Here is a 24910-nt window from a genome sequence, read left to right as displayed (position 1 = left end):
GCCGGGTGGAAGTGGTCAGGCAGGCGGGGGCGCGAGTCCGGGGCGTGCAGCGGGCCCTCGAACACCGGCCTGCCCTGGCCGACCAGCCAGCAGCGGAAGGAGTCGAAGGCGTCGTCGCCCGCCCCGTCCGGCAGCGCCCGGGCCGCGCCCCCCAGTTCGGGGGCGAGACGTACCACGCCCGGAACGGCGAGCGTCGCGGCGCCCACCGCGGTTCCGGCCTCCCCGGTGTCCGGGGCCTTTCCGCCGCCCGCCCGCTCCCCGGAGGGCTCCTCGGGCGGAGTCCCCTCGTCCGGCTCCTCCAGCAGCCCGGTGATCCGCAGGTCGACCGCCGCCACCACCAGCCCCAGACGGCTTTCCGCCGCTTCGGCCAGGGCCGCGCGCAGCCGCCCGGCCGCCGCCGGCAGCGGCTCCTCCGTGCCGGCCTCGAACTCCGCGGTGATCCTGACCGGGCCGGGCGGAAGCGCGCTGGGAGGCATCGGCACGGCCGGCCTCCCGCCCGCGCCGGGCTCGGCCGGGGAGAGCCGCAGCGTGCCCGGCCTCACCCCCGGCAGCCCGTCCGCCGCCCGCCGCAGCACACCGGCCGCGGCCCGCTCCGCGATCCAGGTGCCGTCCTCCGCCTCACCCAACGGGAGCAGCCGGCCGAAGCCGATCTGCCGCCGTACGGCCTGAGCCAACCGGTCCGTGGCCATGCTCTGCGCTCCTCTCCCGGCGTACCGGTGTCCTGCCGGATCCTCCGGTGCTCCTCGGTGCTCCGCCGGTGCTCTGCGGACTCCACCACCAACGGTGCCCAGCCTCCCGCCGCGGGCTCCCGACCGCCGCGTGCTTCCTCCATGCGGCGGTACATTCACGAGGAAAAAGGCGGCGAACGTGTCTAGCGTGGACATAGCGGAACGAATACTCCTGTATCGAAGGCAAGAGGTGACGGAGATGACGGAAGTCACGCAGCAGAACCGCCCGGGCCCTCCCGGCGGACGGCTCGGTGAGGGACGCGGCGCCGCGGACCCCCGGGCCCGAGGGAAGACCACGATCGCCGACGGCGTGGTGGAGAAGATCGCCGGCATGGCGGCCCGCGAGGTCGACGGCGTCCACGCGATGGGCGCCGGCATGAGCCGGACCTTCGGCGCGGTGCGCGACCGCGTCCCCGGCGGCGGTGGCGGCCAGTCCGTCACGCGGGGGGTGAAGGTCGAGGTCGGCGAGACCCAGGCGGCCGTCGACCTGGACATCGTGGTCGAGTACGGAGTGTCGATCACCGATGTGGCGAGCGACGTGCGCGAGAACGTCATCGGCTCGATCGAGCGGATGACCGGACTGGAGGTCGTCGAGGTCAACGTCGCGGTCGACGACGTCAAGCTGCCCGACGAGGAGCAAGAGGAAGAGCAGCCGGAGAGGCCGCGGCTGCAGTAGGGCGCCGCGGCCGCAGGGGTCCGGTGGAGCAGGAAGCTGAGGAGCGCACGATGAGCATGGCCGCAGTCGGCTTGATCGCCGGCATGGCGCTGGGCTTCGCCGGATACTTCGGCGGATTCTGGGCCTTCCTCCTGGTGGCGGTACTGGGCGCGGTCGGTTTCGTCGCCGGCCGGGTCCTGGACGGCGATCTGGAACCGGGGGAGATCTTCCGCTCCGGCGGCGGACGGCGGTGACCGGTGGCACAGGAGTTCCGCAAGGCGGAGACGTCCTGGGTGCCCGCGGCCGAGCGGGGGGCGACGAGGATCGCCGACCGGGTCGTCGCCAAGATCGCCGCACGGGCCGCCCGAGAGGCACTGGACGACGAGCAGGAGGCGTCCGGGGCCCCGCGCGTGGGGAGGGACCCGCGGGCGAGGATCGCCGTCCGCCGCCCTCCCGACCGGAACGGGCTGAACGGCGAGGCCCGGGTGGTGGTCGCCGTCGAGCTCCCCTACCCCTGCGACATCGGCGCGCGGTGCGGCACGGTGCGCAGACGGGTCGTCTCACGGGTGCGGGAACTGGCCGGTATGGCGGTCCGGCAGGTGACCGTCGAGGTGACACGGCTGCACACGGGACCGTCCGGCGGCCGGAGCGGAGGAAGGGTGCGGTGAGGACACGATGAGCCACGAGGCCCGGCGGCAGCCGGCTCCGGAGGGTGCCGCCGCCACGGACCCGGACGGCGGGGCGCCGCACTCTCCCGCTCCCTCCGACTCCGACGAGGGATCCTCCGAAGCGGATCGCCGGCCGGATGGCGGGGGCGGGGGAGGCGGAAGCACCCGGCGCTTCTGGTCGGCGCGGCGGATCCCCGCCGCGATCGTGGCGCTGGTCCTGACCGTGGCGGCGGCCGTGCTGCTGTACGAGGCCGGCGCCGCGAGCACCGGCGAGCCCCCCTCCGCCTGGCGGCGCGAGATCACCGCGGACCTGGCCACCCGGCCGCTCGACGACCCCTGGGCGATCGCCGGTGCGGCGCTCGCGGTCCTGCTGGGACTGTGGCTGGTGGTGCTGGCGGTCACCCCAGGACTGCGCGGTCTGCTGCCGATGCGCGGCGGCGCCTCCGACGGGGTGCGGGTGCGCGCCGGACTGGAGCGGTCCGCCGCCGAGGCGGTGCTGCACGACCGGCTGCTGGACGTGCCCGGGGTGCGGTCGGTCCGGGTGAAGGCCGGGCGGCACCGCGTCCGGGTGCGGGCCCGGGCGCACTTCCGGTCCCTGGAGGAGGTGCGGGGGGATCTGGACAGGGCCCTGGACGACGGTGTGGGGCAACTCGGGCTCGCCCGGCGGATGCGGCGGTCGGCCCGGGTACGGCGCCCGACCAAGGACTGAGGAAGGGCTGGGTGGAGCGGATGCTCACGGTGGTGAACCGGATCCTGCTGGGACTGGTGGGGCTGGCGCTGCTGCTGCTGGGGCTGGCGGCCCTGCTGGGCGGGCTCGACCTCCAGCGGCGCTGGGGCCTCGACCTGCCCTCGGGCCTGCCCTGGGACGGACCGGAGGAGGTGCCGCTCGGGCGCGGGGAGCCCGCCTGGTGGCAGGACGCGGACTGGTGGCGGTGGCTCCTGGCGATCGGTGTGCCCGCCCTCGCGCTCCTGCTCGCCCTGTGGTGGCTGTCGGCCCAGTTGTGGCGGCAGCGGCCGGACACGGTACTGGTCGACAGCGGGGACGGGTACGGCGCCCTGGTCGGGACGCGGACCCTGGAGGACGCCGTGGCCGAGGAGGCCGAGGCCCTGCCGGGCGTGGAACGGGTCCGGGTGAGGATGGGACGCCGCCGTGCCGGGGTACGGGCCCGGATCGCGCTGGCGGCGGCCGCCCACGCGAGCCCCGCCGAGACCGTCGCGCGCCTGCGGGACGAGGCGCTGGAGCACGCCCGGGTGTCGGCGGGGCTCGACCGGCTCGCGGCGGAGGTCCGGCTGCGTCCGGCGCGGCGGCGGACCGGCGGCCGGGTGAGCTGAGGGACCGGGCCGGGACACCGGGCCGGGGGATGCCGCCCCGCCCCCGAGGGACGCCCCGCCGTCCCCGGCGGCGTCGCCCCGGGGACGGCGGCGGGTCGCTCAGAAGCCGCGGCGGGCGCCGCCGTCGACCTGGAGCATCACACCGGTGACGTACGAGGCGGCGGGGGAGAGGAGGAACGCGGCCGCCCTGCCGAACTCCTCCGGGGTGCCGTAGCGGCGCAGCGGGATCGCGGCCGAGCTCCGCTCACGAGCGGCGTCGGCGTCCCCGGTCATGGCGTCCAGACTGCGCACCCGGTCGGTGTCGATGCGGCCCGGCAGCAGCCCGACGACCCGGATGCCGCGCGGCCCCACCTCGTCCGCCAGCGACTTCGCGAAACCGGCCAGCCCCGGCCGCAGCCCGTTGGAGACCGTCAGGCCGGGGATCGGCTCGTGCACCGAGCCGGAGAGGACGAAGCCGATCACCCCGCCCTCGCCCAGCCGCGCGGCCGCGGTGCGGGCCAGCCGCACCGCCCCCAGGAAGACCGTCTCGAAAGCCGACTGCCACTGGTCGTCGGTGACCGTCTCATGGGAGCCTGCCGGCGGTCCGCCGACGCTGATCAGCACCCCGTCCAGACGTCCGTAGCGCTCGTGGGCCGCCGTCACCAGGCGGTCTGCCGCGGCCGGGTCGGCGTTGTCCGCCACCATGCCGAAGGCGTCGCCGCCCAGCCGTCCGGCGGCCTCGGCCACCGTCTCCTCGCTCCGTCCGGTGACGATCACCTTCGCGCCGTCGGCGGCCAGCTCGCGGGCGGCGGCGAAGCCCAGCCCGCGAGTGGCGCCGGTGACGAGGTACACCCTGTCCTGCAGTCCGAGATCCATGGGATCAGTCTGCCGGTCGGTGCGCCGCCCCGGCACCGGAGGGGGTCGGAGCCGGCCGTCCGGCCGGGGCCCCGCCGTCCGCCCGCCCGTCCGCGGGCCTGTTCGCGGCGCCGTCCGCCTCCGCCTCCCCCTCCGCCCCGGAGGCCCGCGCCAGGCGGTCCCGGCGCTCGCGGCGGACCAGCACCACCCAGCCGACGGGCACGGCGACGGCGAACAGCCACCACTGGAACGCGTACGCCAGATGCGGGCCGATGCCGCTGCGGTCCGGCTCGGGAAGGAGCTGGGGCTGCTCACCGGAGGGCTCGGGCGAGGTCTCCTCCAGCGCCACGTAGCCGCCCAGGACCGGCCGGTCCAGCTCCTCGGCCATCCGCGCGCTGTCGATCAGCATCACCTGGCGGGGCGGCAGCCCCTGCTTGTCCTTGACGCCGCCGCCGGCCTCCTCGTCGGCCATCAGCCGCCCGGTCACGGTGACCTCGCCGGAGGGGGGCGCGGGCACCTCGGGGAACCGCGTCAGATCCTCACCCGCCGGAACCCAGCCGCGGTTGACCAGCACGGCCGTGCCGTCCTCGCGGACCAGCGGGGTCAGGACGTGGTAGCCGATGCTCCGGCCGTCCTCGCCGGTGCGCTGGCGCACGACCCTCTCGCCGCCGGTGTCGTAGACGCCGGTCGCCGTCACCCGGCGGTACCGGTCGGCGTCGGCCGGGCCGCGCCCCGGGGCGGCCAGCTGCCCCACGGGCACCGGATCGGCGGCCAGGCTCTCGGCCACCAGCTCGTTGCGCGCCACCCGGTCCTCGTGCCGGTGCAGCTGCCAGAAGCCGAGTCTGACCATGCCCGGGATCAGCAGGAGTGCGACGAGGGTGAGCACCACCCACTGCCGGGACAGCAGGAAGCGGTACGCGGCGGCGGGCGGTGCGGACGATACGGGTGGCACAGTCATCGACGGTACCCCGCCGGCCGTCACTCCTCCGGAGCGGGGGCCACCTCCCGCAGCAGTTGGGTGAAGGCCGCCTCGTCGATCACCGGGGTGCCGAAGGCGCGCGCCTTGGCGACCTTGGAGGTGCCGGAGCCGGGGTCGTTGGTGACCAGGAGGCTGGTGAGGCGGGAGACACCGCTCGCGATGTGGAGCCCGGCCTCCACCGCCCTGTCCTCCAGCAATTCCCGGTCCACGGAGGTGTCCCCGGAGATCGCCACCCGCATGCCCTGGACCAGCGGCTTGCCCGGCTCGTACCGGCCGGGGTTGGGGTACGGGCAGGGGGGACGCCTGCGCGAGGGGCGCCAGCTGCCGGCGTAGGGCCGCGAGACCGGCCCGCCCGGGGCGCCGGAGGCGGTGCTCGGGGAGGTGATGGAGTCGGTCCACTCGGTCAGCTGCCGGCAGGCCAGCAGGGGCAGGCGTATACGGCCGGCGGCCGCCAGGTGCAGGCTCGGCCGGAACGCCTCGGCCAGCACCCGGGCGTCGTCCAGCGCGTGGTGCGCCCGGCGCTGGACGACGCCGTAGTGCGCGGCGAGGGTCTCCAGCCGGTGGTTGGCCAGCGGCAGGTCCAGCTCCTTGGACAGGGCGATGGTGCACAACCGCTGCCGCACGGGGACCGGCAACCTGGCACGGGCGTACTCGCGGGCGATCATCGACCAGTCGAAGACCGCGTTGTGCGCGACCAGCACCCGGCCCCGCAGCCGTTCGGCGAACTCCTCGGCGATCTGCGGGAAGAGCGGTGCGTCGGCCAGCATCTCGCTCGTCAGCCCGTGTATCCAGGTCGGCCCGGGATCCCGCTGCGGGTTGACCGGGGTGTACCAGTGGTCGATCACGTCACCCCGTGCGTCCAGCCGGTAGACGGCCGCGGAGACTATGCGGTCGTCCCGGGCGAGCCCCGTGGTCTCCACGTCCACCACCGCGTAGGCGTCGGGGTATTCGGTGGGCCAGGCCGGGGTGCCTGACTGCGCTGCGGGCCGCGCTTCGGCCGCCGACTGGTCATCGAGCATGGTTCCAGAGAATACGGGCCGCCACTGACACCTCCGCATCACCGCAGGTCACTCCCGGTGAGCGGAGTTACTGACGGACCGTCTCGCATACTTGTCGGTAACAGACCCTGGCCGCCGGCTCCGGGCGGTCCTACGGTGCCTCCATGCCGAGCGTGCCGAACCTCCCCGATGTCGTGCTGTGGTCCATACCCGCCTTCCTCCTGCTGACGGTCCTGGAGATGGTCAGCTACCGCCTGCGTCCCGGGGAGCCGGACGGCCCCGTGGCCGGCTACGAGACCAAGGACGCCGCCACCAGCCTCTCCATGGGCCTGGGCAGCCTCTTCTTCGACGCACTGTGGAAGATCCCGATCGTGGCGGTCTACTCGGCGGTCTACGAGCTGACCCCGCTGCGGATCCCCGTCGAGTGGTGGACCCTGCTGCCGATGCTCCTGGCGCAGGACTTCTTCTACTACTGGTCCCACCGCGGCCACCACGTCGTCCGCATCCTGTGGGCCTGCCACGTGGTGCACCACTCCAGCCGGAAGTTCAACCTCACCACCGCGCTGCGCCAGCCCTGGACGTCCCTGACCGGCTGGCCGTTCTACCTGCCGCTGATCGCCCTCGGCATGCACCCGGCCGTGCTCGCCTTCTGCCACTCGGTCAACCTGGTCTACCAGTTCTGGATCCACACCGAGCGGATCGGCAGACTGCCGGGGCCGGTCGAGGCCGTCTTCAACACGCCCTCGCACCACCGGGTCCACCACGCCTCCCAGGGCAGCTACCTGGACCGCAACTTCGGCGGGATCCTCATCGTGTGGGACCGGCTCTTCGGTTCCTTCGCGCCCGAGACCGAGCCGTGCGTCTACGGGCTCACCAAGAACATCGACACCTACAACCCGCTGCGCGTGGCCACCCACGAGTACGCGGCGATCGCCCGCGACCTGCGGGCGGCGCGCGACTGGCGCGAGGCCGCCGGGCGGCTCTTCCGCGGGCCCGGCTGGCAGCCGGAGGCACCCGGACAGGCCCTGGGCGCCTCGCGGACGGCGGTGACGGCGGAGAGGGCGGGAGGGGCGAAACGGGCGGAAGGGGCCGGGCCCACCGGGCCCGACCCCTCGGCGTCCGCCGCTTCCTGACGGACCGCCGGCTTTGCGGCGGGGACGGCCGCCCGGCTACTCGACGGCGTCCAGGGCGTCGACGATGCCGTGGCCGTAGAAGCCGTTGACGCGCTCGCCGCCCTCGCAGGTGGAGTCCTCGACGCCGTTGCCGTCCGGGTCGTAGGTCTCCGGGCAGCCGGGGTTGTCCGCCTGCGCCTTCATCATGAGCTGGAGCATCGCCGGGCTCGCCCAGGGGTGCTTGCTCTTGAGCAGCGCCGCCACGCCCGCGACGTGCGGGCTGGCCATCGAGGTGCCCTGCAGGAAGGCGTAGGAGCCGTTCGGCATGGTCGACAGGATCCGGCCGTTGCCCGACGGGGTGTCCGGGATCTGGAACCGGTCGCCGCCCGGCGCCGCCACGTCGGCGACCCGGTGGCCGTAGCTGGAGTAGTACGACTTCAGGTCCTGCACGCCCGTGGCCGTGACCGTCACCACGCCCGGCAGCTGGGTGGGCAGGTCCAGGCACTCCGACGGGTCGATGGTGCGCTCGACCGGGGTGGTGTCGTTCGGGCTGGAGCCGTCGACGATCGCGTCGGAGGCGAGGTCGTGGTTGGAGTTGCCCGCCGAGGCGACGTGCAGCGTGCCCCTGCGCTCGGCGTGGCGCGCGGCCCGGCGGATCGCCTCCACGACCGCGCCCTGGTCGGCGTCGTCCTCGCAGTTGTACAGGTAGGGGTCGACGTAGTAGCTGTTGTTGGTGATCTCCACGCCCTTGTCGGCCGCGAAGACGAACGCGCAGATCACGGCCTCCGGGTAGAAGAGGCTGGTGTCGGGCTCGCTCACCTTGATGGAGGAGACCTTCACACCCGGCGCCACGCCCGCCACGCCGATGCCGTTGCGCGCCGCGGCGATGGAGCCCGCGACGTGCGTGCCGTGGTAGTCGCCGTCGGTGTACGGGCGCCAGGCGCCCTCGGAGGTGTCGGCCACGCCGCCGACGCAGTTCGCCGACTGGCCCGCCGAGAAGTTCGGGGCCAGGTCAGGGTGGGTGTCGTCCACACCGGTGTCGATGACCGCGACGGTGACCTTGTCGCTGCCCGGGTTGACCTTCGCGGCCTCGTCCGCGCGGATGGCGCGCAGCCCCCACAGGTCGGCCTCCATCGGCTCACCCTCGGAGGCGGCCGTGGCCGCGCTGGTGCGGGCCGCCTCCGCCACGTACTGCGGGGCGCCGACCTCGGTCGTGCCCGCCGCCCTGAGCGGCGCGGTGCGGGTGGCGCCGGCGGAGTGCACCCCGCGCACCTCGCGCATCCGCTCCGCGAAGCCGGGGTTCGCCGAGTGGACGACGATCACGCCGATCTCCCGGTGCGTGACGACGACCGTGCCGCCCGCCCTGGCTATCTCCCGCTCCACCCGCCTGATCGTGCCGGGGTGGGAGGAGGTGTTGACCACGTACGACAGCTGCTCGCCGTCCGCGGCCGCCGCCGCGGCCGCCGGAACGCCGGCTTCCTGGGCCAGCGCCGTGCCGGCGCCCGGCAGCAGGGCCAGGGAGGCGGTCAGCGCCAACCCGACCGGCACCGCGATGGCGCGGCGTCGGCTGGAGGGTCTCGATGCCATGGGTTCTCCGTGTCTGTGTGAGCGCAGGGGTTCTCAACAACCCGTTCGGTTATCGGATTTGACCGTACGGATGTATGACGACGGAAGCTATCGCTCACATGGGGGGAGCGGCAATGGCCGAACCGTTCACCGGGGGCCGGACGCCCGTTCCCGCCGTGCCGCCCCCGACGGACCGCGCGGGCGTCGCGTACGCTGCGAGGCAGATGTCCAACCGTGGGAGGGTGCTGTCGGCATGCTGCTGGACACCTACGGCCGGGTCGCCACCGATCTGCGCGTGTCGCTCACCGACCGGTGCAATCTGAGGTGCACCTACTGCATGCCCGAGGAGGGCCTGAAGTGGCTCGCCAAGCCCGAGCTGCTCACGGACGACGAGATCGTCCGCCTGGTCCGCGTCGCCGTGACCGTGCTCGGTGTGGAGGAGGTGCGCTTCACCGGCGGCGAGCCGCTGCTGCGGCCGGGGCTGGTGGGCATCGTCGAACGCTGTGCCGCCCTGGAGCCGCGTCCGAAGCTGTCGCTGACGACCAACGGCATCGGCCTGGAGCGCACCGCCGGGGCGCTGCGCGCGGCCGGCCTGGACCGGGTCAACGTCTCCCTGGACACCCTCGACCCCGAGGTGTTCCAGCGGATGACCCGCCGCAGGCGCCACGCCGACGTCCTCGCCGGCCTGGCGGCCGCCCGCGCGGCGGGGCTCTCGCCGGTCAAGGTCAACGCCGTGCTGATGCCGGGCCTCAACGAGGCGGAGGCCCCCGACCTGCTCTCCTGGGCCGTCGAGAACGACTACGAGCTGCGTTTCATCGAGCAGATGCCGCTGGACGCCCAGCACGGCTGGCGCCGCGAGGGCATGATCACCGCGGGCGACATCCTCGCCTCCCTGCGCACCCGTTTCTCCCTCACACCGGAAGGGGAGGACAGCCGGGGCTCGGCGCCCGCCGAGCGCTGGATCGTCGACGGCGGTCCGCACCGCGTCGGCGTGATCGCCTCCGTCACCAGGCCCTTCTGCCGTACCTGCGACCGCACCCGGCTGACGGCCGACGGCCAGGTCCGCACCTGCCTCTTCGCCCGCGAGGAGTCGGATCTGCGCGGCGCGCTGCGCGCGGGGGCGGACGACACCGAGATCGCCCGGCTGTGGAAGGCGGCGATGTGGGGCAAGAAGGCGGGCTCCGGTCTGGACGATCCGTCCTTCCTCCAGCCCGCCCGCCCGATGTCAGCGATCGGCGGCTGACCCCTCGGGCTCCTCCCCGCCGTCCCGGTCCCCTCCGGCCTCCCGGGTCTCCCAGTCGGAGAGGGACACCACGTCCTTCAGGAAGCCCCGCACCCCCAGGAACCGCGACAGGTGCTCGCGGTGCTCCTCGCACGCCAGCCAGGTCTTGCGGCGCTCCGGGGTGTGCAGCTTGGGGTTGTTCCAGGCCAGTACCCACACGGCGGCCTCACGGCAGCCCTTGGCGGAGCAGACGGGAACGGCGGGGCCGGGCGGGGGGACGGTCACGGGATCGGTCACGGCCCCATCCAAACACGGCGACGCCGGGCAGCCACGGGGGGAGCCGCCCGGCGTCGGTCTGTCGCTCCGACGGGGGATGCGGAGCGTGTACGCAGTATGGCACGTGCACCCATCACCAGGGGACCGGAACAACGTGATTGATCTGAGGTTTTCCTGAGCTTCCCGGCCGGGGCGGATCAGTCGCGCCGGCGGGGTCCCGGGCGGCTCGGCTCCTGCCCCGGTTCCGCACGCCGGTACTCCCGGGCGCCCGGGGCCTGCTCACGGCCTGGCTCCGCCTCGTGATCCGGCTGCTGCCCGCCCTCCGGTACGTCCGGTTCCACTGGATCCTGCCGTATCGTGCGCACCCGCGGAGCCGGCTCGCCCTCTTCGGTGTCCGCCCGGCGGTCCGCCGGCCCCAGCGCCTGCCGGGGCGGCGCGGAGACGAGGGAGTCGGGGAGCGCGGGCGTGTTCTCCCGCCCCGCGTTGGCGATCACCACCGCCACGTACGGCAGGGTCGCGCCGAGCACCAGGGCCGCCACGGCGAGCGGACGCTGCACGTTCCACAGCACCACGGTCAGCAGGACCGCCGCGGTGCGCACCAGCATCGAGATCACATAGCGCCGCTCCCGGCCCCGGACATCCTCCGCCAGCCCCTGGCGGGCTCCGGTGATCCGGAACACCTCGGGACCGCGCTGCCTGCGCCTCACAATCACCACCTGCTCCTGCGGCCGGTACCCGGGAGCGTTCCCGCCTGGTTCCCGGCCTTTTCAACACTACGCCCCGACTCCACCGCATACGACGCCGGGCAGGGGGCACCCGATGCGCCAGGGAGGGCTCCCACCCGGACGGCTCAGCGGCCGTACGGCAGAGGCGTCCCACCGCACGAACCGAACGCGCTGCGCACGGAGCGCACCGCACGAGGAGGCGACATGAGCTGGTTGTGGGCGATCATCGTGGGTCTGGTCCTGGGTGTGCTGGCCCGCGCCATCCTTCCCGGCAGGCAGAACATCCCGCTGTGGCTGACCGCCATCTTCGGAATCATCGGCAGCGTCATCGGGAACGCCGTGGCCAGTGGGATCGGGGTGGCGGACACCGCGGGCATCGACTGGATCCGGCACCTGCTCCAGCTTGCCGGAGCCGTTCTGATCGTCGCGCTGGGTACACCCCTGTACGCCAAGGTCAGGGGTGGCAGCAGGCGGACGGCCTGACGGGACGCACCCGCCGGCGGAAGGGGGCGGCGCCCACGAGGCGCGCCGCCCCCTTCCGCTTGCTCCGTCTCCGGCTGCCGGCCGCCCGCCGCCGGGCGGCCGGCAGCCGGACACGGCCGCGTCACACCCCCCGGACCTCGGCCACCTTGCGGCCCGCCTTGAGGTAGACCGCCCCCGATACCCCGGCCTGGGCCAGCTTCTCCGGGACGACCTCCCCCAGCGGGCGCAGCGCGTCGGCCTCCGACAGCACGACGGCCCGCTGGCCGGAGTCCGTCTCGACCACCAGCCGCAGCCCGTTCTGCTTGGCGACGCGCCGGGCGGCCGACGCGCTCGGAGTGAACTCCAGCACGGTCGCCAGGATCGCGGTGACGCCCTTGTCCCCGTGCTCGGCGGCGTCCACCACCGGCAGGCTCTCCACGTCGGAGAAGGACTTCCTCGAGAACTGCGCGGTGAACCCCGCACGGGCCGCCATCGCCGCCTTCAGACCGTGGAGCGCGGTGACGACCTCGCCCGCCAGGACCTTCTTCAGGTCCATGGGGTGCAGCGTGCCCTTCTCGATCCGGGTGGTGACCTGGTCGATCTCGCTGTCCGCCCACTCCGTCCAGGCCCGCAGGTACGGCACCATCAGCCGGTCGGGAATCGACATGATCTTGCCGAAGACATCGTCGGCCGACGAGTTCAGCGCGATGTAGTTGCCCTTGGACTTCGACATCTTCGCGCCCGAGCCGTCCGTGCCCTCGATCAGCGGCACGGTGGTGATCATCTGCGGCTTCTTGCCGTAGACCTCCATCACCTTCCGGCCCATCTGCATGTTCAGCAGCTGGTCCACGCCGCCCAGCTCGATGTCGGCGTCGATCTCGGCGGAGTCGATGGCCATCGCCACCGGGTAGATCAGCTCCGACATCGTCAGCCCGTGCCCGGCCGAGAGCCGGTTGCGGAAGTCCTCGCGCTGCAGCAGGGAGGAGGCCGGGATCTGGGACAGGATGCCGATCAGCTTCGGCAGGGCGATGCCGGCCAGCCACTCGCTGTTGTGGCGGAAGTGCACCCGCTCGAAGTCGAAGAACGGCTTCACCTGGTCCCGGTAGCCGGCCAGGTTGCGGGCGATGTCCTCGTCCGTCAGCGGCGGCCGCTCCGAGGAGCGGCCCGAGGGGTCGCCGATCTTGGCGGTGATGTCACCGATGATCAGCGTGACGTCATGGCCCATCCGCTGGAAGCGGCTCAGGACGATCATCGGCACCGTGTGGCCCAGGTGCACGTCCGCCGCCGTCGGGTCGATGCCCAGCTTGACGTTGAGTCCGTGCCCGGCCTGCCGCGCGGCCTCGATCCGCTCGGCCAGGCCCTCCACCGACGGCAGGACGTCCACCGCCCGGCCGGCGATCAGCTCCGCCTGCTCCCGGGCCGGCAGGTCCGTCAGGTCCAGATAGCGGCGGGCGCCCGTCTCCGCGAGCAGCCGCTCGACGGTCTCGTCGGAGGAGAGGTCCTGGGCCAGCAGTTCGCCGGCACGCTGCACGGAGTCGCCGAGGCGTGTCACGTTCGTTCCCGGTGATCGAATCGGATGGTTGGCTGACGCGGTCGTCGTGGTGGTCCCGGTCGGTTCCGGTCGGTTCCGGTAGGAGTCTATGCCGCTCACACACCCCGGCTTACGGAGCTCATGTTGAAGTCCGGCACGCGCAGGGCGGGCATCGCCGCCCGTGTGAACCAGTCCGACCACTCGCGCGGCAGGGTGCGCTCGGTCCGGCCCGCCTCGGTGGCCCTGGACAGCAGGTCGACCGGCGACTCGTTGAAGCGGAAGTTGTTCACCGCGCCCGTGACCTCGCCGTTCTCCACCAGGTAGACGCCGTCGCGGGTCAGCCCCGTCAGCAGCAGCGTCGCCGGGTCCACCTCGCGGATGTACCACAGGCAGGTCAGCAGCAGGGCCGGGCCGTCGTGCCCGGAGCCGGCGACCATCTCCTCCAGCGACGCGGTGCCGCCCGCGTCCAGGACCAGGTTGTCGATCCCGGGCGCCACCGGCAGGCCCGTCAGCTCCGCCGAGTGCCGGGTGGTCAGCAGGTGGCGCAGCTCGCCGTCGCGCATCCAGTCGGTGGCGCGCAGCGGCAGGCCGTTGTCGAAGACGGAGGCGTCGTCGCCGGAGGAGTGCGCGATCACGAACGGCGACGCCTCCAGGCCGGGGGCGCCCGGATCGCTGTAGAGCCTCAGCGGCAGCTCCGACAGCCGCTCGCCCACCCGGGTGCCGCCGCCGGGCCTGCTGAACACCGTGCGCCCCTCGGCGGCGTCACGCCCCGCCGACGACCACATCTGGTAGATCAGCAGGTCCGCCACGGCACTGGGCGGCAGCAGCGTCTCGTACCGCCCGGCCTCCAGTTCCACCTGCCGCCCGGCCCACTCCAGCCGCCGCGCCAGCTCCGCGTCCAGCGCCCGCGGGTCGACGTCGGCGAAGTCGCGGGTGGCCCGCCCCGCCCACGCCGACCGGGTGCGGTCGGGGGACTTGGCGTTGACCTCCAGGGTGCCGGTGGGCTGGTCGTGGCGCAGCCGCAGCCCGGTGGAGGTCCCCAGGTAGGTGGAGACCATCTGGTGGTGGGCGAAGCCGTACAGCTCCCTGCCCTCGGAGCGGGCCCGCGCGAAGGACTCGCCCAGCGCCGGGGCGAAGGAGTCGAACACCGACGAGGAGGTCTCGGCAGGGGCGTCGGTGAAGTCGGCGGAGGCGGGCACGCCCTCCACCAGCGGCCGTGCGTCCTCGGCCGGACCCGCCGTGCGCGCGGCCTCCTCCGCGGCCCGCACCAGCGGCTCGATGTCGTCGTCGGTGACGGCCGAGCGGGAGACCACCCCCGACGCCGTCCCCTCGGAGCCGTCGACGGTCGCGACGACGGTGAGGGTGCGGCCGCGGGTGACGCCGTTGGTGGTCAGCGCGTTGCCCGCCCACCGCAGGTTGGCGGTGGACTCCTCGTCGGCGAGGACCACGCAGCCGTCGGCCCGCGACAGCGCCAGGGCGCGCTCGACGACCTCGTGAGGGGCGGGGGACTTCGTCATCGACCGGCCTCCTGGGCGGTGTTGAGGATGTTGACGCCGCGGAAGAGCGCGGAGGGGCAGCCGTGCGAGACGGAGGCGACCTGGCCCGGCTGGGCCTTGCCGCAGTTGAACGCGCCTCCGAGCACATACGTCCGCGGCCCGCCCACGGCCTCCATCGAGCCCCAGAAGTCGGTGGTGGTGGCCTGGTAGGCCACGTCGCGCAACTGCCCGGCGAGCCGTCCGTTCTCGATCCGGAAGAAGCGCTGCCCGGTGAACTGGAAGTTGTGGCGCTGCATGTCGATCGACCACGAGCGGTCGCCGACCACGTAGATCCCCCGCTCCACCCGGGAGATCAGCTCCTCGGTGGACGGCCCGTCCGGATCGGGCCGGAGCGAGACGTTCGCCATGCGCTGCACGGGGACGCTGGAGGGGGAGTCGGCGTAGGCGCAGCCGTTGGAGCGGCCCAGCCCGGTCAGCTTCGCCATCCGCCGGTCGAGCTGGTAGCCGACCAGGATCCCGTCCCTGACCAGATCCCAGGACTGCGCCTCGACGCCCTCGTCGTCGTAGCCGACGGTGGCCAGTCCGTGCTCGGCGGTGCGGTCGCCGGTGACGTTCATGACGGGCGAGCCGTACCTCAGCGTGCCCAGCAGGTCGGGCGTGGCGAAGGAGGTGCCCGCGTACGCCGCCTCGTAGCCCAGGGCCCGGTCCAGCTCGGTGGCGTGGCCGATCGACTCGTGGATCGTCAGCCACAGATTGGAGGGGTCGACCACCAGGTCGTAGGAGCCCGGCTCCACGCCGGGCGAGCGCATCTTCTCGGCCAGCAGCTCCGGGATGCGGGCCAGCTCCGCGTCCCAGTCCCAGCCGGTGCCGGTCATGTACTCCCAGCCCCGGCCGGCGGGCGGGGCCAGGGTCCGCATCGAGTCGAAGTCGCCGGAGTCGGTCACGGACACGGCCGTCAGCTCCGGGTGCAGACGGACGCGCTGCTGGGTGGTGACGGTACCGGCGGTGTCCGCGTAGAACTTGTTCTCCTGCACGGTCAGCAGCGAGGCGTCCGCGTGGGAGACGCCGTCCGCCCCCAGCAACCGCTCGCTCCACAGGGCCAGCAGGGCGGTCTTCTCCGCGTCCGGCACGTCGAACGGGTTGACCTCGTAGGAGGAGACCCAGGTGCGCTCCCCGTGCACCGGCTCGTCCGCCAGTTCCACCCGTCCGCCCATCGCCCACCGGTCCGAGGCCGAGGCGTTCCGCGCGGCCGCGCCGGCACCGGCCGCCTCGGCGACCCTCGCCGACAGCTTCGCCATCTCCACGGCCCGGCCCGCCGTCTTCGCGGCGGCGTCCATCGTCAGATCCACCCCGGAGGCGAAACCCCACGCGCCGTTGTGCACCACGCGCACCGCGTACCCGGCGTCGGTGATGTCCGAGGACCCGGCCGGCTTCGCGTCGCGCAGCCGCCAGGAGGCGCTGCGGTTCCGCTCGAAACGGAAGTCGGCGTGCTCGGCCCCCAGAGCCCGGGCCCGCGCGAGCGCCGCGTCGGCGAGCGCGCGCAGCGGCAGCGCGAGGAAGGACTCATCGATCTCGTGCACCACTGACGCTCCTCCTTGTCGATGCATGACCGCAGTGAACCATGCCCCGCCGGCCGGCCGCGGCCGATAAACGACACCCGCGGCCCTGCCCGTGCCCCGGCCGGTGCGGGCCTATCCTGGCGGCTGAAGGGGCAGGGGATATGGAAGCACCGGGGGAGGGGCGTATGGGCGACGGGGACGGGAGCCGGCCGGACTTCCCGTGGGTGTGGCTGCTGCCGCAGCTCGCCGTACTGGCGGGACTGGTGGCCTGGGGCGCCGCGGTGTATCCCGGCCTGCCGGAGAAGGTGCCGCAGCACATCGGCCCCGGGGGGATCGACGCCTGGGCGGACAAGTCCGTCGCAGCGGTCTTCGCCCCCGTCCTCGTCTACGCCGGGACCGTCGTGGTGATGGCCGCCTCCTCGGCGGCGGTGCTGCGGGTGCGCCCCGTGAACGAACTCGCTCCCGGCGAGCGGGTCTCCTCCCTGGTCAACCGCCCCTCCAGCCGTGCCTCGGCGCTGCGGACGGCCAGGGCCACGCTCCAACTGGGCTTCTGCATCGGCCTGTCCATCGCCGTGACGTGCGCTGTGATGTGGCGCACCGAACCGGACCCGCACGTGCCCGCCTGGCTGCTCCCCGCGGTGCTCGCCCCGGTCGCGCTCGGCCTGGTGGCCGTTCTGGCCGCGGCCGTCCGGGACCGCCGCGACCGGCGCAAGTGACCCGGTCTCCGGTGTGTTCCCGCGGCGCGCCGGGGTACTCGCGGCCGGACCGGGCCGCGGTCCGGCCGCCGGAACGCGGGAACCGCAGGAAGGAGCGCGCCGTGAGCGACTACTCAGGGCCCTACGACGGCAGGCAGCACGACCCGTCCGAGATGAGGAGCGGTACGGACAGGGGGAGGAAGGAGGGGGAGAAGGAGCGGCGCCCCGAAGGGCAGGAGCGGCCCGCACGGACCGGACGCGAACGCCCCGGGGACGAGGGCGAGGGCGAGGAGGTCGGAGAGGGGGACCGGGGCCCGGACGCCGGTCCCGCCGTCACCGGGCCGCCGCCGGCCCAGGAGAGCTGATCCGGGGCCACCGGCCCCGCTCCACCGGCCTTCCGTGCCCTCCGGTTACCCGGCGGGGTCTTGAACCCGGGTGCCCGGGGCGCAGCCGAAGGGCTTGGGGATGCGCAGCGGCTCCCCGAAGGGCGTGGTCAGCCGCGGGCCGTAAATCCGCTGGGGCGAGCGCCGGAACACCGCGGCGGCCTGCTCCTCCATGTCCGGCAGCAGGCACACGGGTACGCCGCCGCGGCCGTACGCCGAGACCTTGCCGGTCCGGTCGGTCCGGCCGGTCCGGTCGGTCTCGCGTGTGGAGCCGGAGGCAGGCCCCGCCACCGGGGAGCCACCGGGGAGAGGGCCTCGCCGTCGGCGTACCGCTCCTCCGTCCGGAACACGCTTGCCGCCGCAACGTGGACGTCGGGCCCGTGGGCTCGCTCGGCGCGGGGAGGGTGAACGGTAAGGGCGCGCAGCCGGCCGTGCGTCCAGGGGGCAGATGCGCCTCCCCGCGCCCCCGCACCATGCGCCACCCGGCGCAGCCCGGCGGGGCGCTGTGTGATCGCCCGATTCTCGTACCGGCCGCCGCCGTACGGGCGCCGGAGCCGGGCGTACGCGCTGGTCCGGGGCGGTTTTCTGTAGGGATCCCACAGGAGCCCGGCGAAGCCCCTGTCGGGGACCCGTTCCCCGGCGCGGGGGGCCGGACGATAGTTTCTTGCGGAGTACCTGCTCCCTACGGAAGAGGGTGTTCCCTTGAGCCGCTCGGTTCTCGTCACCGGAGGCAACCGCGGCATCGGCCTGGCCATCGCCCGGGCGTTCGCCGACGCGGGCGAAAAGGTCGCCGTCACCTACCGGTCGGGTGAGCCACCGGAGGGTTTCTGCGCCGTCAAGTGCGACATCAACGACGCCGAGCAGGTGGAGCAGGCCTACAAGGAGATCGAGGAGAGGCAGGGCCCGGTCGAGGTGCTGGTCGCCAACGCCGGCGTCACCCGGGACCAGTTGCTCCTGCGGATGTCCGAGGAGGACTTCACGTCCGTGGTGGAGACCAACCTCACCGGCACCTTCCGGGTCGTCAAGCGCGCCTGCCGGGGCATGCTCCGCGCGCGCAGGGGCCGCATCGTGCTGATCTCCTCCGTCGTCGGCCTGCTGGGCTCGGCGGGGCAGGCCAACTACGCCGCCTCCAAGGCCGGCCTGGTCGGTTTCGCCCGCTCGGTCGCCCGGGAGTTGGGCTCCCGCAACATCACCTGCAACGTGGTCGCGCCGGGCTTCGTGGACACCGACATGACGCGCGCGCTCACCGACGAACAGCGCGCGAAGATCGTCGAACAGGTCCCGCTGGGCCGCTACGCCCAGCCCGAGGAGGTCGCCTCCTCGGTGCGCTTCCTGGCCTCGGAGGAGGCCGCGTACATCACCGGAGCCGTCATTCCCGTGGACGGCGGATTGGGCATGGGTCACTGAACGTCATGAGCGGACTTCTCGCCGGAAAGCGCATCCTCGTCACCGGGGTGCTCACCGACTCCTCGATCGCCTTCCACGTCGCCCGGCTGGCGCAGGAGGAGGGTGCCGAGGTCGTCCTCACCGGTTTCGGGCGCCTGACGCTGGTGCAGCGCATCGCCAAGCGGCTTCCCAAGGAGGCCCCGGTGATCGAGCTGGACGTGCAGAACAGCGAGCACCTGGACACCCTGGCCGGCAAGGTCGCCGAGCACCTCGGCGAGGGCGTCGGGCTGGACGGCGTGGTGCACTCCATCGGCTTCGCGCCGCAGGACGCGCTGGGCGGCAACTTCCTCAACACCGGCTGGGAGTCCGTCGCCACGGCCGTCGAGGTCTCGGCGTACTCCCTGAAGTCGCTGACCATGGCCCTGATGCCGCTGCTCGAGAAGCGCGGCGGCTCGGTCGTCGGCATGGACTTCGACGCGCAGGTGGCCTGGCCCAAGTACGACTGGATGGGCGTGGCCAAGGCCGCCCTGGAGTCCACCTCCCGCTACCTCGCCCGCGACCTGGGCCACAAGAACATCCGCTGCAACCTGGTGTCGGCCGGGCCCATCAAGTCCATGGCCGCCAAGTCCATCCCCGGCTTCGAGGAGCTGGCGGACGTGTGGAACACCCGCGCCCCAATCGGCTGGGACCTCTCCGACCCCGAGCCCGCCGCGCGCGGCGTGGTCGCCCTGCTCTCGGACTGGTTCCCGAAGACGACCGGCGAGATCGTGCACGTGGACGGCGGCGTCCACATGATGGGCGCGTAGCGCGTCCGCGGTCGCAGGACCACCAGGGCCGCCCCCGGTCCCGCGCGGGACCGGGGGCGGCCCTGGTGCGTGCCGTGGCGGGCCCCTGCGGGCGGGCGCCGGGGGGCGGGGTCAGTCGCCGGTGCCGGAGCCGCGGCAGGTCCGGGCGTACGAGCCCGCCTCCCGCGCGGCCGTCTCCGCGTCGCGGGAGGCGATGGCGTCCACCAGCCGCCCGTGGTCCAGATACCCCTCCGAGCGCAGCTCCTCGCCCACGTCGTTGCGGAGGAAGGTGCGCACGACGGTGCCGAGGTCCGCGTAGAGCGCGGTCAGCACCTCGTTGTGCGACGCCCTGACGATCGCCAGGTGCAGCGTGACGTCGGCCTCCACGAAGCGCTCCACCTCGCCCGTCTCCCAGGCCGCCTCGCGCCGGCGCAGCAGCGCCCGCAGCTGGCGCAGGTCCTGCTCGGTACGGCGGTGCGCGGCCAGCCGGGCGGCCTCGGCCTCCAGCACCGAGCGCAGCTCGGCCACGTCGCGCGGATCGGCGTCCGCGAAACGGCGGTGCATCACCCCCGCGAGTTCGCTGGTGGCCACCACGTAGGTGCCCGAGCCCTGCCGGATGTCCAGCAGCCCGTTGTGGGCGAGGGCCCGCACGGCCTCGCGCACGGTGTTGCGGGCCACCCCGAGCTGTTCGACCAGCTCGGGCTCGGTCGGGATGCGGGAGCCCACCGGCCACTCGCCGGAGGTGATCTGGTCGCGCAGGGCGTCGATGACCTGGTCGGCCAGGGCGGAGCGGCGGGGCGAGGTCAGGGGCATGGCACTTCCCGGGTCGGCGGGGGCGGTGGGCACGGCGGATACGGCAAGTGAGCGGCGAGGCGCACCAGATGGCCTCGATTCATCCGATGATTCTATGATGCATGTCATGGCTGACGATCCCGTGACCACCGACCACCGGGCCGAAGGGGGGAACCCGGACAGCGTAGGCACCCGCACCGCCGCGGGCGCCTCCCCGGCCTCCCACCCGGGCGCGGCCGCGGACGCCTCCCCGTGGACTCGGCGGCTGCTGGTCGCGGGCATCGTCCTGGCCGCGCTCAACCTGCGCCCCGCCATCACCGCGCTCGGCCCGCTCCTGGAGGAGGTCCGCGAAGCGCTGGCGATGAACGGCACCGTCGCCGGACTGCTGACCTCCGCACCCGCCCTCTGCTTCGCCGTGTTCGGCGGCGCCGCACCCCGGCTGGCCCGCCGCCTGGGCCCGGCCGCCGTGGTGCTCGCCGGGATGGCCGCCGTGACCGCCGGTCTGGCGCTGCGCCCCCTCGCCGGCGGAACGGCCTGGTTCCTGACCACCAGCGCACTGGCGCTTGCGGGCATCGCGGTCGGCAACGTCCTGATGCCCGTGGTCGTCAAACGCTGGTTCCCCGACCGGATCGGCCCGATGACCGGCCTGTACTCCATGGCGCTCTCCGTGGGAACCGCCGCGGCCGCCGCCCTCACCGTCCCGGCGGCCCAGGCGCTGGGCGGCGGCTGGCGCCTCGGGCTCGGGATGTGGGCGCTGCTCGGCGCCCTCGCCCTGGCGGTCTGGGCGCCGGTCGTACGCGGCGCCCGCACCCGTACCGCCGCGCCGGCCGGCCCCGGGGGCGGCGCGGACGCTCCCGGGGCCGGAATCCGCATCACCCGCTCCGTCACCGCCTGGTCGCTCGGCGTCTTCTTCGGCTTTCAGGCCACCGCCGCCTACGTCGTCATGGGCTGGCTGCCGCAGATCTTCCGCGACGCCGGGGTCCCCGCCCCCACAGCCGGCCTGCTGCTGGCGGTCACCATGGGGATGAGCATCCCGCTGTCCTACGTGCTGCCGAGGATCGCCGCCCGGCTCGGCCACCAGGGCCCCCTCGTCGCCGTCCTGGCCTGCTGCGGACTGGGCGGATACGCCGGACTGTGGTTCGCCCCCGCACAGGGCGCCTGGGCCTGGGCGCTGCTGCTGGGCGTCTCCAACTGCGCCTTCCCCCTCGTCCTCACCATGATCGGGATGCGGGCGCGGACCGGCGCCGGGGTCGCCAAGCTCTCCGCCTTCGCGCAGGGCACCGGCTACCTGATCGCCGTTCCCGGACCGCTGCTGGTCGGAGCCCTCCACCAGCACACCGGGGGCTGGCACGCGCCCCTGGCCCTGATGGCCGCCCTGATGACCGCCCAGCTCGCGGTGGGCCTGGTGGCGGGCCGGGACCGGTGCGTCGAGGACGGCGGCTGAGTGCGACACTGGGCGCATGCCAGTGCTCGAACCCGATCCGCCCAACGGCCAGAAGAAGCTGCTCCTCGTCCTCGGCGCGATGCTCGGCGTCACGATCGTGATCGGCGTCCTCGCCTCCGTCATCGCCCCCTAGGCCCTCCCGGGGCCCGCCACGCGGCGGGGCGCCGCGACCACGTGGCGCGACCACGTGGCGCGATCCCGCGGCCGGGCCGTGGTGGGGCCGGCCCCACCGTCCCCTAGGGGGCCGGGCTCAGGGGGCAATGGGTGGACCGCCGGATGGGACGGAGGCCCCGCGGTCCGTAGCGTCGGAGCACAAGCCCAGGACGCCACGGAAGACGACGGAGGCGAGCCCGATGACGGCTCACGCACCCACCCGGCACACCCCCCGCCCGGCGGCCGGCGGCGCGGACGCACGGCTGCCGTGGTGGGCCGCCGCACTGCCCGTGGTCGCCTTCGCGGTGCTGCTGGCGCTGCTCGCCGGCGGAGGCGGGGCCGAGGCCGCCGACGCCGGGTCCGGCCGGTACCTCGCCCACCTGCTGGACCGGCTCCGGGAACTCCTGCCGCACTGACCGGCCGCATCCGGCCGCGGTGTCACCCGGTCGGGGACGGGCCCCAACTCCCCGCGCCACACGCCGCCGTTCGTGCGAAGCTGGAGACATGAGCGCCGATGTGTCACGCAGGATCGTCATCCTCCGACATGCCAAAGCCGACTGGCCCGACGACGTGGCCGACCACGACAGGCCCCTCGCGGAGCGGGGACGCAGGGACGCACCGGCCGCCGGCCGCTGGCTCGCCGCCAGCGGCATCGTCCCCGACCTCACCCTCTGCTCCACCGCCGCCCGCACCCGCGAGACCTGGAAGCTGGTCGTCCACGAACTGCCGCAGCGGCCGAGGACGGTCTACGAGGAGCGGCTCTACGAGGCCTCGCTCGGCGAGCTGATCGCGGTGGTCAACGAGGTGCCGGACGACGTCGTGGACCTCATGCTCGTCGGCCACAACCCCGGCATGCACGCCATGGCCGACGCCCTCGCCGGAGAGGCCGAGGAGGACGCCAGGAGCCGGCTGGACCACATCGGCTTCCCCACCTCCGCCGCGGCAGTGGTCTCCTTCACCGGCCCCTGGAAGTCCGTGGAACTGGGGAGCGGGCGCCTCGAGGCGCACTGGGCACCGCACGACTGACCCCGGCCGGCGGCCGCCGGTGAGGGACGTCGACGGGCCCGCCGGTCCGGATCCACTCCGCTCCGGCGGGCCCGCCCGTCCGCCGTGTGCCCGCGTGTGCCCGCGAGGGTGCCGCGCCGGGCGGCCTCACACCGCGGTGTCGGCCGCCTCGACCTCCTCGCGCGTGACGCCCAGCAGGTACAGCACGGTGTCCAGGAACGGCACGTTCACCGCGGCGTGCGCGGCCTCCTGCACCACCGGCTTGGCGTTGAACGCGACCCCGAGCCCCGCGGTGTTGAGCATGTCCAGGTCGTTGGCGCCGTCGCCGATCGCCACCGTCTGGGCCAGCGGCACCCCGGCCTCCGCCGCGAAGCGGCGCAGCAGCCGGGCCTTGCCAGCCCGGTCCACGACCTCCCCGACGACCCGGCCGGTCAGCTTCCCGTCCACGATCTCCAGGGTGTTGGCCGAGGCGAAGTCCAGCCCCAGCCGCTCCCGCAGATCGTCGGTGACCTGCGTGAAACCGCCCGAGACCACGCCCACCTGGTAGCCCAGGCGCTTGAGGGTGCGGATGAGGGTGCGGGCCCCCGGTGTGAGGCGGACCTCGGAGCGCACCTTGTCGACGACCGACTCGTCCAGCCCCTCCAGCAGCGCCACCCGGGCGTGCAGCGACTGCTCGAAGTCCAGCTCGCCGCGCATCGCGGCGGCCGTCACCTCGGCGACCCTCTCCTCGCAGCCGGCGTGCGCCGCGAACAGCTCGATCACCTCGTCCTGGATGAGCGTGGAGTCCACGTCCATCACCACCAGGCGCTGCGCCCGGCGGTGCAGCCCGGCGGCGACCACGGCGACGTCCACGCCCAGGGCCGCCGCCTTCGGGGCCAGAGCGGTGCGCAACTCCTCCGTCCCGGTGCCGGACACGGCGAACTCCACCGCCGTGACCGGGTACTTCGCCAGCCGGAAGATGCGGTCGATGTTGCCGCCGACACCGGTTATCCGGGCGGCGATGGCGGCCGTGGCCTCGGCGGTCAGCGGATGGCCGAGCACGGTGACGTGGGAGCGGCCGGTGCCGCGCGGCCGGTTGTCGCCCCGGCCGGAGATGATCTCCGCCTGGAGCCGCATCGACTCCGCCCAGGAGTGCACGGTCGCCCGCAGCTCCCCCTCGGCCCCGCTTCCTTCCGGAGTGGTGACCAGGGCGCACAGGGTGATGCGGCCACGGGTGACGACCTGCTCGATGTCTATGACGTCCAGGGAGTAGGCGGCCAGCGTCTCGAAGAGACCTGCGGTGATGCCCGGCCGGTCCTTGCCGAAGATCTTCACCAGGAGGGTGGGGGTGTCGGCGTCCGCCCCGGCGGCGGGGACGGCTGCGGGGACGGGCGGCGTGGTCTGCGAAGCGCTCATGATGATCCCTACGGTATCGAGCACCAGGGCGGTTCCGTACGCACGTCCGTACCCCGGACAGCCCCGGTCAGGCCCCGCCGGAGGTGGTCCGCACCTCCGCGTCCGGCCCTTCCTGAGGCCGCGAGCGGACCGTAGCGGTTCGGCAACCATCCGGCGGGGGCGGCTTCATGTCCGGCCGCGGAGCCTGGAATAGTTCCTCCACGATCGTTCGCCATCCCTAGCCCTCTCATCACAGGGGGTAACTCGGGGGACAACTTTGTGGGGCATGGAGTGCCGGAACTCGTACTGGAACTGAACGGACGGACCTGGACGCTCGACCCGTCCAGGTCCTACACCCTCGGACGTGATCCGCAGGGTGATCTCGTGGTCGACGACGCCAGGGTCTCCTGGCGGCACGCCACACTGCGCTGGGCCGGCAGGAGCTGGCTCGTCGAGGACCACGGCAGCACCAACGGCACGTACGTGCAGGGACGTCGTGTCCAGCAGACGGAGGTCGGCGCGGGCTCGGTGGTGCACCTCGGCAACGCCACCGACGGGCCCCGGCTGGCCTTCTCCGGCCTGCCCGCGGCGGCGCCCGCGCAGGCGGCGCCCGCCCCGCAGCCGGTCGCGCAGCCGCAGGGCGGTCCCGGCCGGCACGCCGGACCCGGCGGGCGATTACTGGAACTGCGCGGTGACACGGCGGTGTTACGGGATCCCGGCGGCGGCGACCTGTGCGCGCTGCCGGCGTCG

30 protein-coding genes are annotated in these 24910 nt (G+C 73.8%); 17 read left to right on the top strand and 13 right to left on the bottom strand.

Going from position 1 to position 24910, the window contains the following annotated elements:
- A partial coding sequence (locus ACLIYP_RS19015; RefSeq protein WP_412714338.1) for a DUF4240 domain-containing protein occupies positions 1 to 689 on the bottom strand: 689 nt, incomplete at its 3' end.
- Positions 690 to 927: 238 nt separating this feature from the next.
- On the opposite strand from ACLIYP_RS19015, the gene ACLIYP_RS19010 reads away from it, so the two are divergent.
- Genes ACLIYP_RS19010 through amaP form a run of 5 tightly spaced genes read left to right on the top strand, consistent with a single transcriptional unit; the run spans position 928 to position 3383 of the window.
- On the top strand, positions 928 to 1404 hold the full coding sequence (locus ACLIYP_RS19010) for an Asp23/Gls24 family envelope stress response protein (protein WP_412714337.1): 477 nt from the start codon (positions 928 to 930) through the stop codon (positions 1402 to 1404).
- Positions 1405 to 1454: 50 nt separating this feature from the next.
- A complete protein-coding gene (locus ACLIYP_RS19005; RefSeq protein ID WP_237881311.1) occupies positions 1455 to 1637 on the top strand; it encodes a hypothetical protein in 183 nt (60 codons plus the stop codon).
- Positions 1638 to 1640: 3 nt separating this feature from the next.
- Positions 1641 to 2051 (top strand): hypothetical protein, encoded by a 411-nt coding sequence (locus ACLIYP_RS19000; RefSeq protein WP_412714336.1) that lies wholly within the window; start codon positions 1641 to 1643, stop codon positions 2049 to 2051.
- Between the two features lie 7 nt (positions 2052 to 2058).
- Entirely contained in the window at positions 2059 to 2760 is a 702-nt protein-coding gene (locus ACLIYP_RS18995; RefSeq protein WP_412714335.1) for a DUF6286 domain-containing protein, read from the top strand.
- 20 nt (positions 2761 to 2780) lie between these two features.
- Positions 2781 to 3383, top strand: a complete 603-nt coding sequence (amaP, locus tag ACLIYP_RS18990; RefSeq protein WP_412714340.1) for an alkaline shock response membrane anchor protein AmaP — start codon at positions 2781 to 2783, stop codon at positions 3381 to 3383.
- A gap of 99 nt (positions 3384 to 3482) precedes the next feature.
- Here amaP and ACLIYP_RS18985 read toward each other — a convergent pair whose 3' ends face one another.
- From ACLIYP_RS18985 to ACLIYP_RS18975, 3 genes are read right to left on the bottom strand one after another with little or no spacing between them, the layout of a single operon-like run.
- The gene (locus ACLIYP_RS18985; RefSeq protein ID WP_412714334.1) at positions 3483 to 4238 is read right to left on the bottom strand and encodes an SDR family oxidoreductase; all 756 of its coding nucleotides are present in this window, start codon (positions 4236 to 4238) and stop codon (positions 3483 to 3485) included.
- A gap of 4 nt (positions 4239 to 4242) precedes the next feature.
- A complete protein-coding gene (locus ACLIYP_RS18980) occupies positions 4243 to 5169 on the bottom strand; it encodes an SURF1 family cytochrome oxidase biogenesis protein (protein WP_412714333.1) in 927 nt (308 codons plus the stop codon).
- A 26-nt stretch (positions 5170 to 5195) separates the two neighbouring features.
- A complete protein-coding gene (locus tag ACLIYP_RS18975; RefSeq protein ID WP_412714332.1) occupies positions 5196 to 6215 on the bottom strand; it encodes a DEDDh family exonuclease in 1020 nt (339 codons plus the stop codon).
- 143 nt (positions 6216 to 6358) lie between these two features.
- Between ACLIYP_RS18975 and ACLIYP_RS18970 the strand changes: the two genes are divergently transcribed.
- Complete coding sequence (locus ACLIYP_RS18970; RefSeq protein ID WP_412714331.1) at positions 6359 to 7327, top strand: sterol desaturase family protein; 969 nt, start codon at positions 6359 to 6361, stop codon at positions 7325 to 7327.
- 36 nt (positions 7328 to 7363) lie between these two features.
- On the opposite strand, the gene ACLIYP_RS18965 is transcribed toward ACLIYP_RS18970, so the two are convergent.
- A complete protein-coding gene (locus ACLIYP_RS18965; protein ID WP_412714330.1) occupies positions 7364 to 8893 on the bottom strand; it encodes a S8 family peptidase in 1530 nt (509 codons plus the stop codon).
- A 232-nt stretch (positions 8894 to 9125) separates the two neighbouring features.
- Between ACLIYP_RS18965 and moaA the strand changes: the two genes are divergently transcribed.
- Positions 9126 to 10115 (top strand): GTP 3',8-cyclase MoaA, encoded by a 990-nt coding sequence (moaA, locus tag ACLIYP_RS18960; RefSeq protein WP_412714329.1) that lies wholly within the window; start codon positions 9126 to 9128, stop codon positions 10113 to 10115.
- On the opposite strand, the gene ACLIYP_RS18955 is transcribed toward moaA, so the two are convergent.
- Together ACLIYP_RS18955 and ACLIYP_RS18950 are read right to left on the bottom strand one after the other, a co-directional pair.
- Positions 10098 to 10379, bottom strand: coding sequence for a hypothetical protein (locus ACLIYP_RS18955; RefSeq protein WP_412714339.1), 282 nt, complete (start codon positions 10377 to 10379; stop codon positions 10098 to 10100). The two genes, moaA and ACLIYP_RS18955, sit on opposite strands and share 18 nt — an antisense overlap.
- A gap of 188 nt (positions 10380 to 10567) precedes the next feature.
- A complete protein-coding gene (locus ACLIYP_RS18950) occupies positions 10568 to 11086 on the bottom strand; it encodes a DUF3099 domain-containing protein (RefSeq protein WP_412714328.1) in 519 nt (172 codons plus the stop codon).
- 213 nt (positions 11087 to 11299) lie between these two features.
- Here ACLIYP_RS18950 and ACLIYP_RS18945 point away from each other — a divergent pair, with 213 nt between their 5' ends.
- Positions 11300 to 11578, top strand: a complete 279-nt coding sequence (locus tag ACLIYP_RS18945; RefSeq protein WP_412714327.1) for a GlsB/YeaQ/YmgE family stress response membrane protein — start codon at positions 11300 to 11302, stop codon at positions 11576 to 11578.
- 121 nt (positions 11579 to 11699) lie between these two features.
- Here ACLIYP_RS18945 and tyrS read toward each other — a convergent pair whose 3' ends face one another.
- From tyrS to ACLIYP_RS18930, 3 genes are all read right to left on the bottom strand, one after another.
- On the bottom strand, positions 11700 to 13109 hold the full coding sequence (tyrS, locus tag ACLIYP_RS18940; protein WP_412714326.1) for a tyrosine--tRNA ligase: 1410 nt from the start codon (positions 13107 to 13109) through the stop codon (positions 11700 to 11702).
- A gap of 95 nt (positions 13110 to 13204) precedes the next feature.
- Complete coding sequence (locus ACLIYP_RS18935; protein ID WP_412714325.1) at positions 13205 to 14605, bottom strand: metallopeptidase TldD-related protein; 1401 nt, start codon at positions 14603 to 14605, stop codon at positions 13205 to 13207.
- A complete protein-coding gene (locus ACLIYP_RS18930; protein WP_412714324.1) occupies positions 14602 to 16167 on the bottom strand; it encodes a TldD/PmbA family protein in 1566 nt (521 codons plus the stop codon). The genes ACLIYP_RS18935 and ACLIYP_RS18930 overlap by 4 nt, the downstream gene beginning before the upstream one ends.
- A 161-nt stretch (positions 16168 to 16328) precedes the next feature.
- Between ACLIYP_RS18930 and ACLIYP_RS18925 the strand changes: the two genes are divergently transcribed.
- Together ACLIYP_RS18925 and ACLIYP_RS18920 are read left to right on the top strand one after the other, a co-directional pair.
- Positions 16329 to 16859, top strand: coding sequence for a DUF1648 domain-containing protein (locus ACLIYP_RS18925; RefSeq protein WP_412714323.1), 531 nt, complete (start codon positions 16329 to 16331; stop codon positions 16857 to 16859).
- Positions 16860 to 16960: 101 nt separating this feature from the next.
- Positions 16961 to 17203, top strand: a complete 243-nt coding sequence (locus ACLIYP_RS18920; protein WP_412714322.1) for a hypothetical protein — start codon at positions 16961 to 16963, stop codon at positions 17201 to 17203.
- 45 nt (positions 17204 to 17248) lie between these two features.
- Here the strand turns inward: ACLIYP_RS18920 and ACLIYP_RS18915 are convergent, their stop codons facing one another.
- Entirely contained in the window at positions 17249 to 17512 is a 264-nt protein-coding gene (locus ACLIYP_RS18915) for a PDDEXK family nuclease (RefSeq protein ID WP_412714321.1), read from the bottom strand.
- Between the two features lie 411 nt (positions 17513 to 17923).
- Between ACLIYP_RS18915 and fabG the strand changes: the two genes are divergently transcribed.
- Together fabG and fabI are read left to right on the top strand one after the other, a co-directional pair.
- Positions 17924 to 18628 (top strand): 3-oxoacyl-[acyl-carrier-protein] reductase, encoded by a 705-nt coding sequence (gene fabG, locus ACLIYP_RS18910; RefSeq protein ID WP_412714320.1) that lies wholly within the window; start codon positions 17924 to 17926, stop codon positions 18626 to 18628.
- A 5-nt stretch (positions 18629 to 18633) separates the two neighbouring features.
- Positions 18634 to 19413, top strand: a complete 780-nt coding sequence (fabI, locus tag ACLIYP_RS18905) for an enoyl-ACP reductase FabI (RefSeq protein ID WP_093655549.1) — start codon at positions 18634 to 18636, stop codon at positions 19411 to 19413.
- Positions 19414 to 19524: 111 nt separating this feature from the next.
- On the opposite strand, the gene ACLIYP_RS18900 is transcribed toward fabI, so the two are convergent.
- Positions 19525 to 20205 (bottom strand): FadR/GntR family transcriptional regulator, encoded by a 681-nt coding sequence (locus tag ACLIYP_RS18900; RefSeq protein ID WP_412714319.1) that lies wholly within the window; start codon positions 20203 to 20205, stop codon positions 19525 to 19527.
- Between the two features lie 106 nt (positions 20206 to 20311).
- Here ACLIYP_RS18900 and ACLIYP_RS18895 point away from each other — a divergent pair, with 106 nt between their 5' ends.
- The 4 genes from ACLIYP_RS18895 (at position 20312) to ACLIYP_RS18880 (ending at position 22807) form a co-directional block, all read left to right on the top strand.
- Positions 20312 to 21628, top strand: a complete 1317-nt coding sequence (locus ACLIYP_RS18895) for a CynX/NimT family MFS transporter (RefSeq protein WP_412714318.1) — start codon at positions 20312 to 20314, stop codon at positions 21626 to 21628.
- A gap of 16 nt (positions 21629 to 21644) precedes the next feature.
- Positions 21645 to 21761, top strand: coding sequence for an SGM_5486 family transporter-associated protein (locus ACLIYP_RS18890; RefSeq protein WP_412714317.1), 117 nt, complete (start codon positions 21645 to 21647; stop codon positions 21759 to 21761).
- 220 nt (positions 21762 to 21981) lie between these two features.
- Positions 21982 to 22197 (top strand): hypothetical protein, encoded by a 216-nt coding sequence (locus ACLIYP_RS18885; RefSeq protein ID WP_412714316.1) that lies wholly within the window; start codon positions 21982 to 21984, stop codon positions 22195 to 22197.
- A gap of 88 nt (positions 22198 to 22285) precedes the next feature.
- Entirely contained in the window at positions 22286 to 22807 is a 522-nt protein-coding gene (locus ACLIYP_RS18880; protein ID WP_412714315.1) for a SixA phosphatase family protein, read from the top strand.
- 126 nt (positions 22808 to 22933) lie between these two features.
- Here the strand turns inward: ACLIYP_RS18880 and serB are convergent, their stop codons facing one another.
- Complete coding sequence (gene serB, locus ACLIYP_RS18875; RefSeq protein WP_412714314.1) at positions 22934 to 24181, bottom strand: phosphoserine phosphatase SerB; 1248 nt, start codon at positions 24179 to 24181, stop codon at positions 22934 to 22936.
- Positions 24182 to 24439: 258 nt separating this feature from the next.
- Here serB and ACLIYP_RS18870 point away from each other — a divergent pair.
- A partial coding sequence (locus ACLIYP_RS18870) for an FHA domain-containing protein (protein WP_412714313.1) occupies positions 24440 to 24910 on the top strand: 471 nt, incomplete at its 3' end.

It is taken from the genome of Streptomyces nanhaiensis, assembly GCF_046614825.1.
GTDB lineage: Bacteria > Actinomycetota > Actinomycetes > Streptomycetales > Streptomycetaceae > Streptomyces > Streptomyces radiopugnans.
The sequence above is the reverse complement of the archived record's forward strand: the minus strand, read 5'-3'. Positions and strand labels throughout refer to the sequence as shown.

Excerpts from the sequence above, each read along its gene's own strand:
- ACLIYP_RS18925 (WP_412714323.1), top strand. The coding sequence starts at position 16,329 with ATGGGCGACGGGGACGGGAGCCGGCCGGACTTCCCGTGGGTGTGGCTG.
- ACLIYP_RS18945 (WP_412714327.1), top strand. The coding sequence starts at position 11,300 with ATGAGCTGGTTGTGGGCGATCATCGTGGGTCTGGTCCTGGGTGTGCTG.
- ACLIYP_RS18890 (WP_412714317.1), top strand. The coding sequence starts at position 21,645 with ATGCCAGTGCTCGAACCCGATCCGCCCAACGGCCAGAAGAAGCTGCTC.
- ACLIYP_RS18895 (WP_412714318.1), top strand. The coding sequence starts at position 20,312 with ATGGCTGACGATCCCGTGACCACCGACCACCGGGCCGAAGGGGGGAAC.
- amaP (WP_412714340.1), top strand. The coding sequence starts at position 2,781 with ATGCTCACGGTGGTGAACCGGATCCTGCTGGGACTGGTGGGGCTGGCG.
- moaA (WP_412714329.1), top strand. The coding sequence starts at position 9,126 with ATGCTGCTGGACACCTACGGCCGGGTCGCCACCGATCTGCGCGTGTCG.
- ACLIYP_RS18900 (WP_412714319.1), bottom strand. The coding sequence starts at position 20,205 with ATGCCCCTGACCTCGCCCCGCCGCTCCGCCCTGGCCGACCAGGTCATC.
- ACLIYP_RS18975 (WP_412714332.1), bottom strand. The coding sequence starts at position 6,215 with ATGCTCGATGACCAGTCGGCGGCCGAAGCGCGGCCCGCAGCGCAGTCA.
- ACLIYP_RS18965 (WP_412714330.1), bottom strand. The coding sequence starts at position 8,893 with ATGGCATCGAGACCCTCCAGCCGACGCCGCGCCATCGCGGTGCCGGTC.
- ACLIYP_RS18880 (WP_412714315.1), top strand. The coding sequence starts at position 22,286 with ATGAGCGCCGATGTGTCACGCAGGATCGTCATCCTCCGACATGCCAAA.
- ACLIYP_RS18995 (WP_412714335.1), top strand. The coding sequence starts at position 2,059 with ATGAGCCACGAGGCCCGGCGGCAGCCGGCTCCGGAGGGTGCCGCCGCC.
- ACLIYP_RS18885 (WP_412714316.1), top strand. The coding sequence starts at position 21,982 with ATGACGGCTCACGCACCCACCCGGCACACCCCCCGCCCGGCGGCCGGC.
- ACLIYP_RS18985 (WP_412714334.1), bottom strand. The coding sequence starts at position 4,238 with ATGGATCTCGGACTGCAGGACAGGGTGTACCTCGTCACCGGCGCCACT.
- serB (WP_412714314.1), bottom strand. The coding sequence starts at position 24,181 with ATGAGCGCTTCGCAGACCACGCCGCCCGTCCCCGCAGCCGTCCCCGCC.
- ACLIYP_RS18970 (WP_412714331.1), top strand. The coding sequence starts at position 6,359 with ATGCCGAGCGTGCCGAACCTCCCCGATGTCGTGCTGTGGTCCATACCC.
- ACLIYP_RS19005 (WP_237881311.1), top strand. The coding sequence starts at position 1,455 with ATGAGCATGGCCGCAGTCGGCTTGATCGCCGGCATGGCGCTGGGCTTC.
- ACLIYP_RS19010 (WP_412714337.1), top strand. The coding sequence starts at position 928 with ATGACGGAAGTCACGCAGCAGAACCGCCCGGGCCCTCCCGGCGGACGG.
- fabI (WP_093655549.1), top strand. The coding sequence starts at position 18,634 with ATGAGCGGACTTCTCGCCGGAAAGCGCATCCTCGTCACCGGGGTGCTC.
- ACLIYP_RS18935 (WP_412714325.1), bottom strand. The coding sequence starts at position 14,605 with ATGACGAAGTCCCCCGCCCCTCACGAGGTCGTCGAGCGCGCCCTGGCG.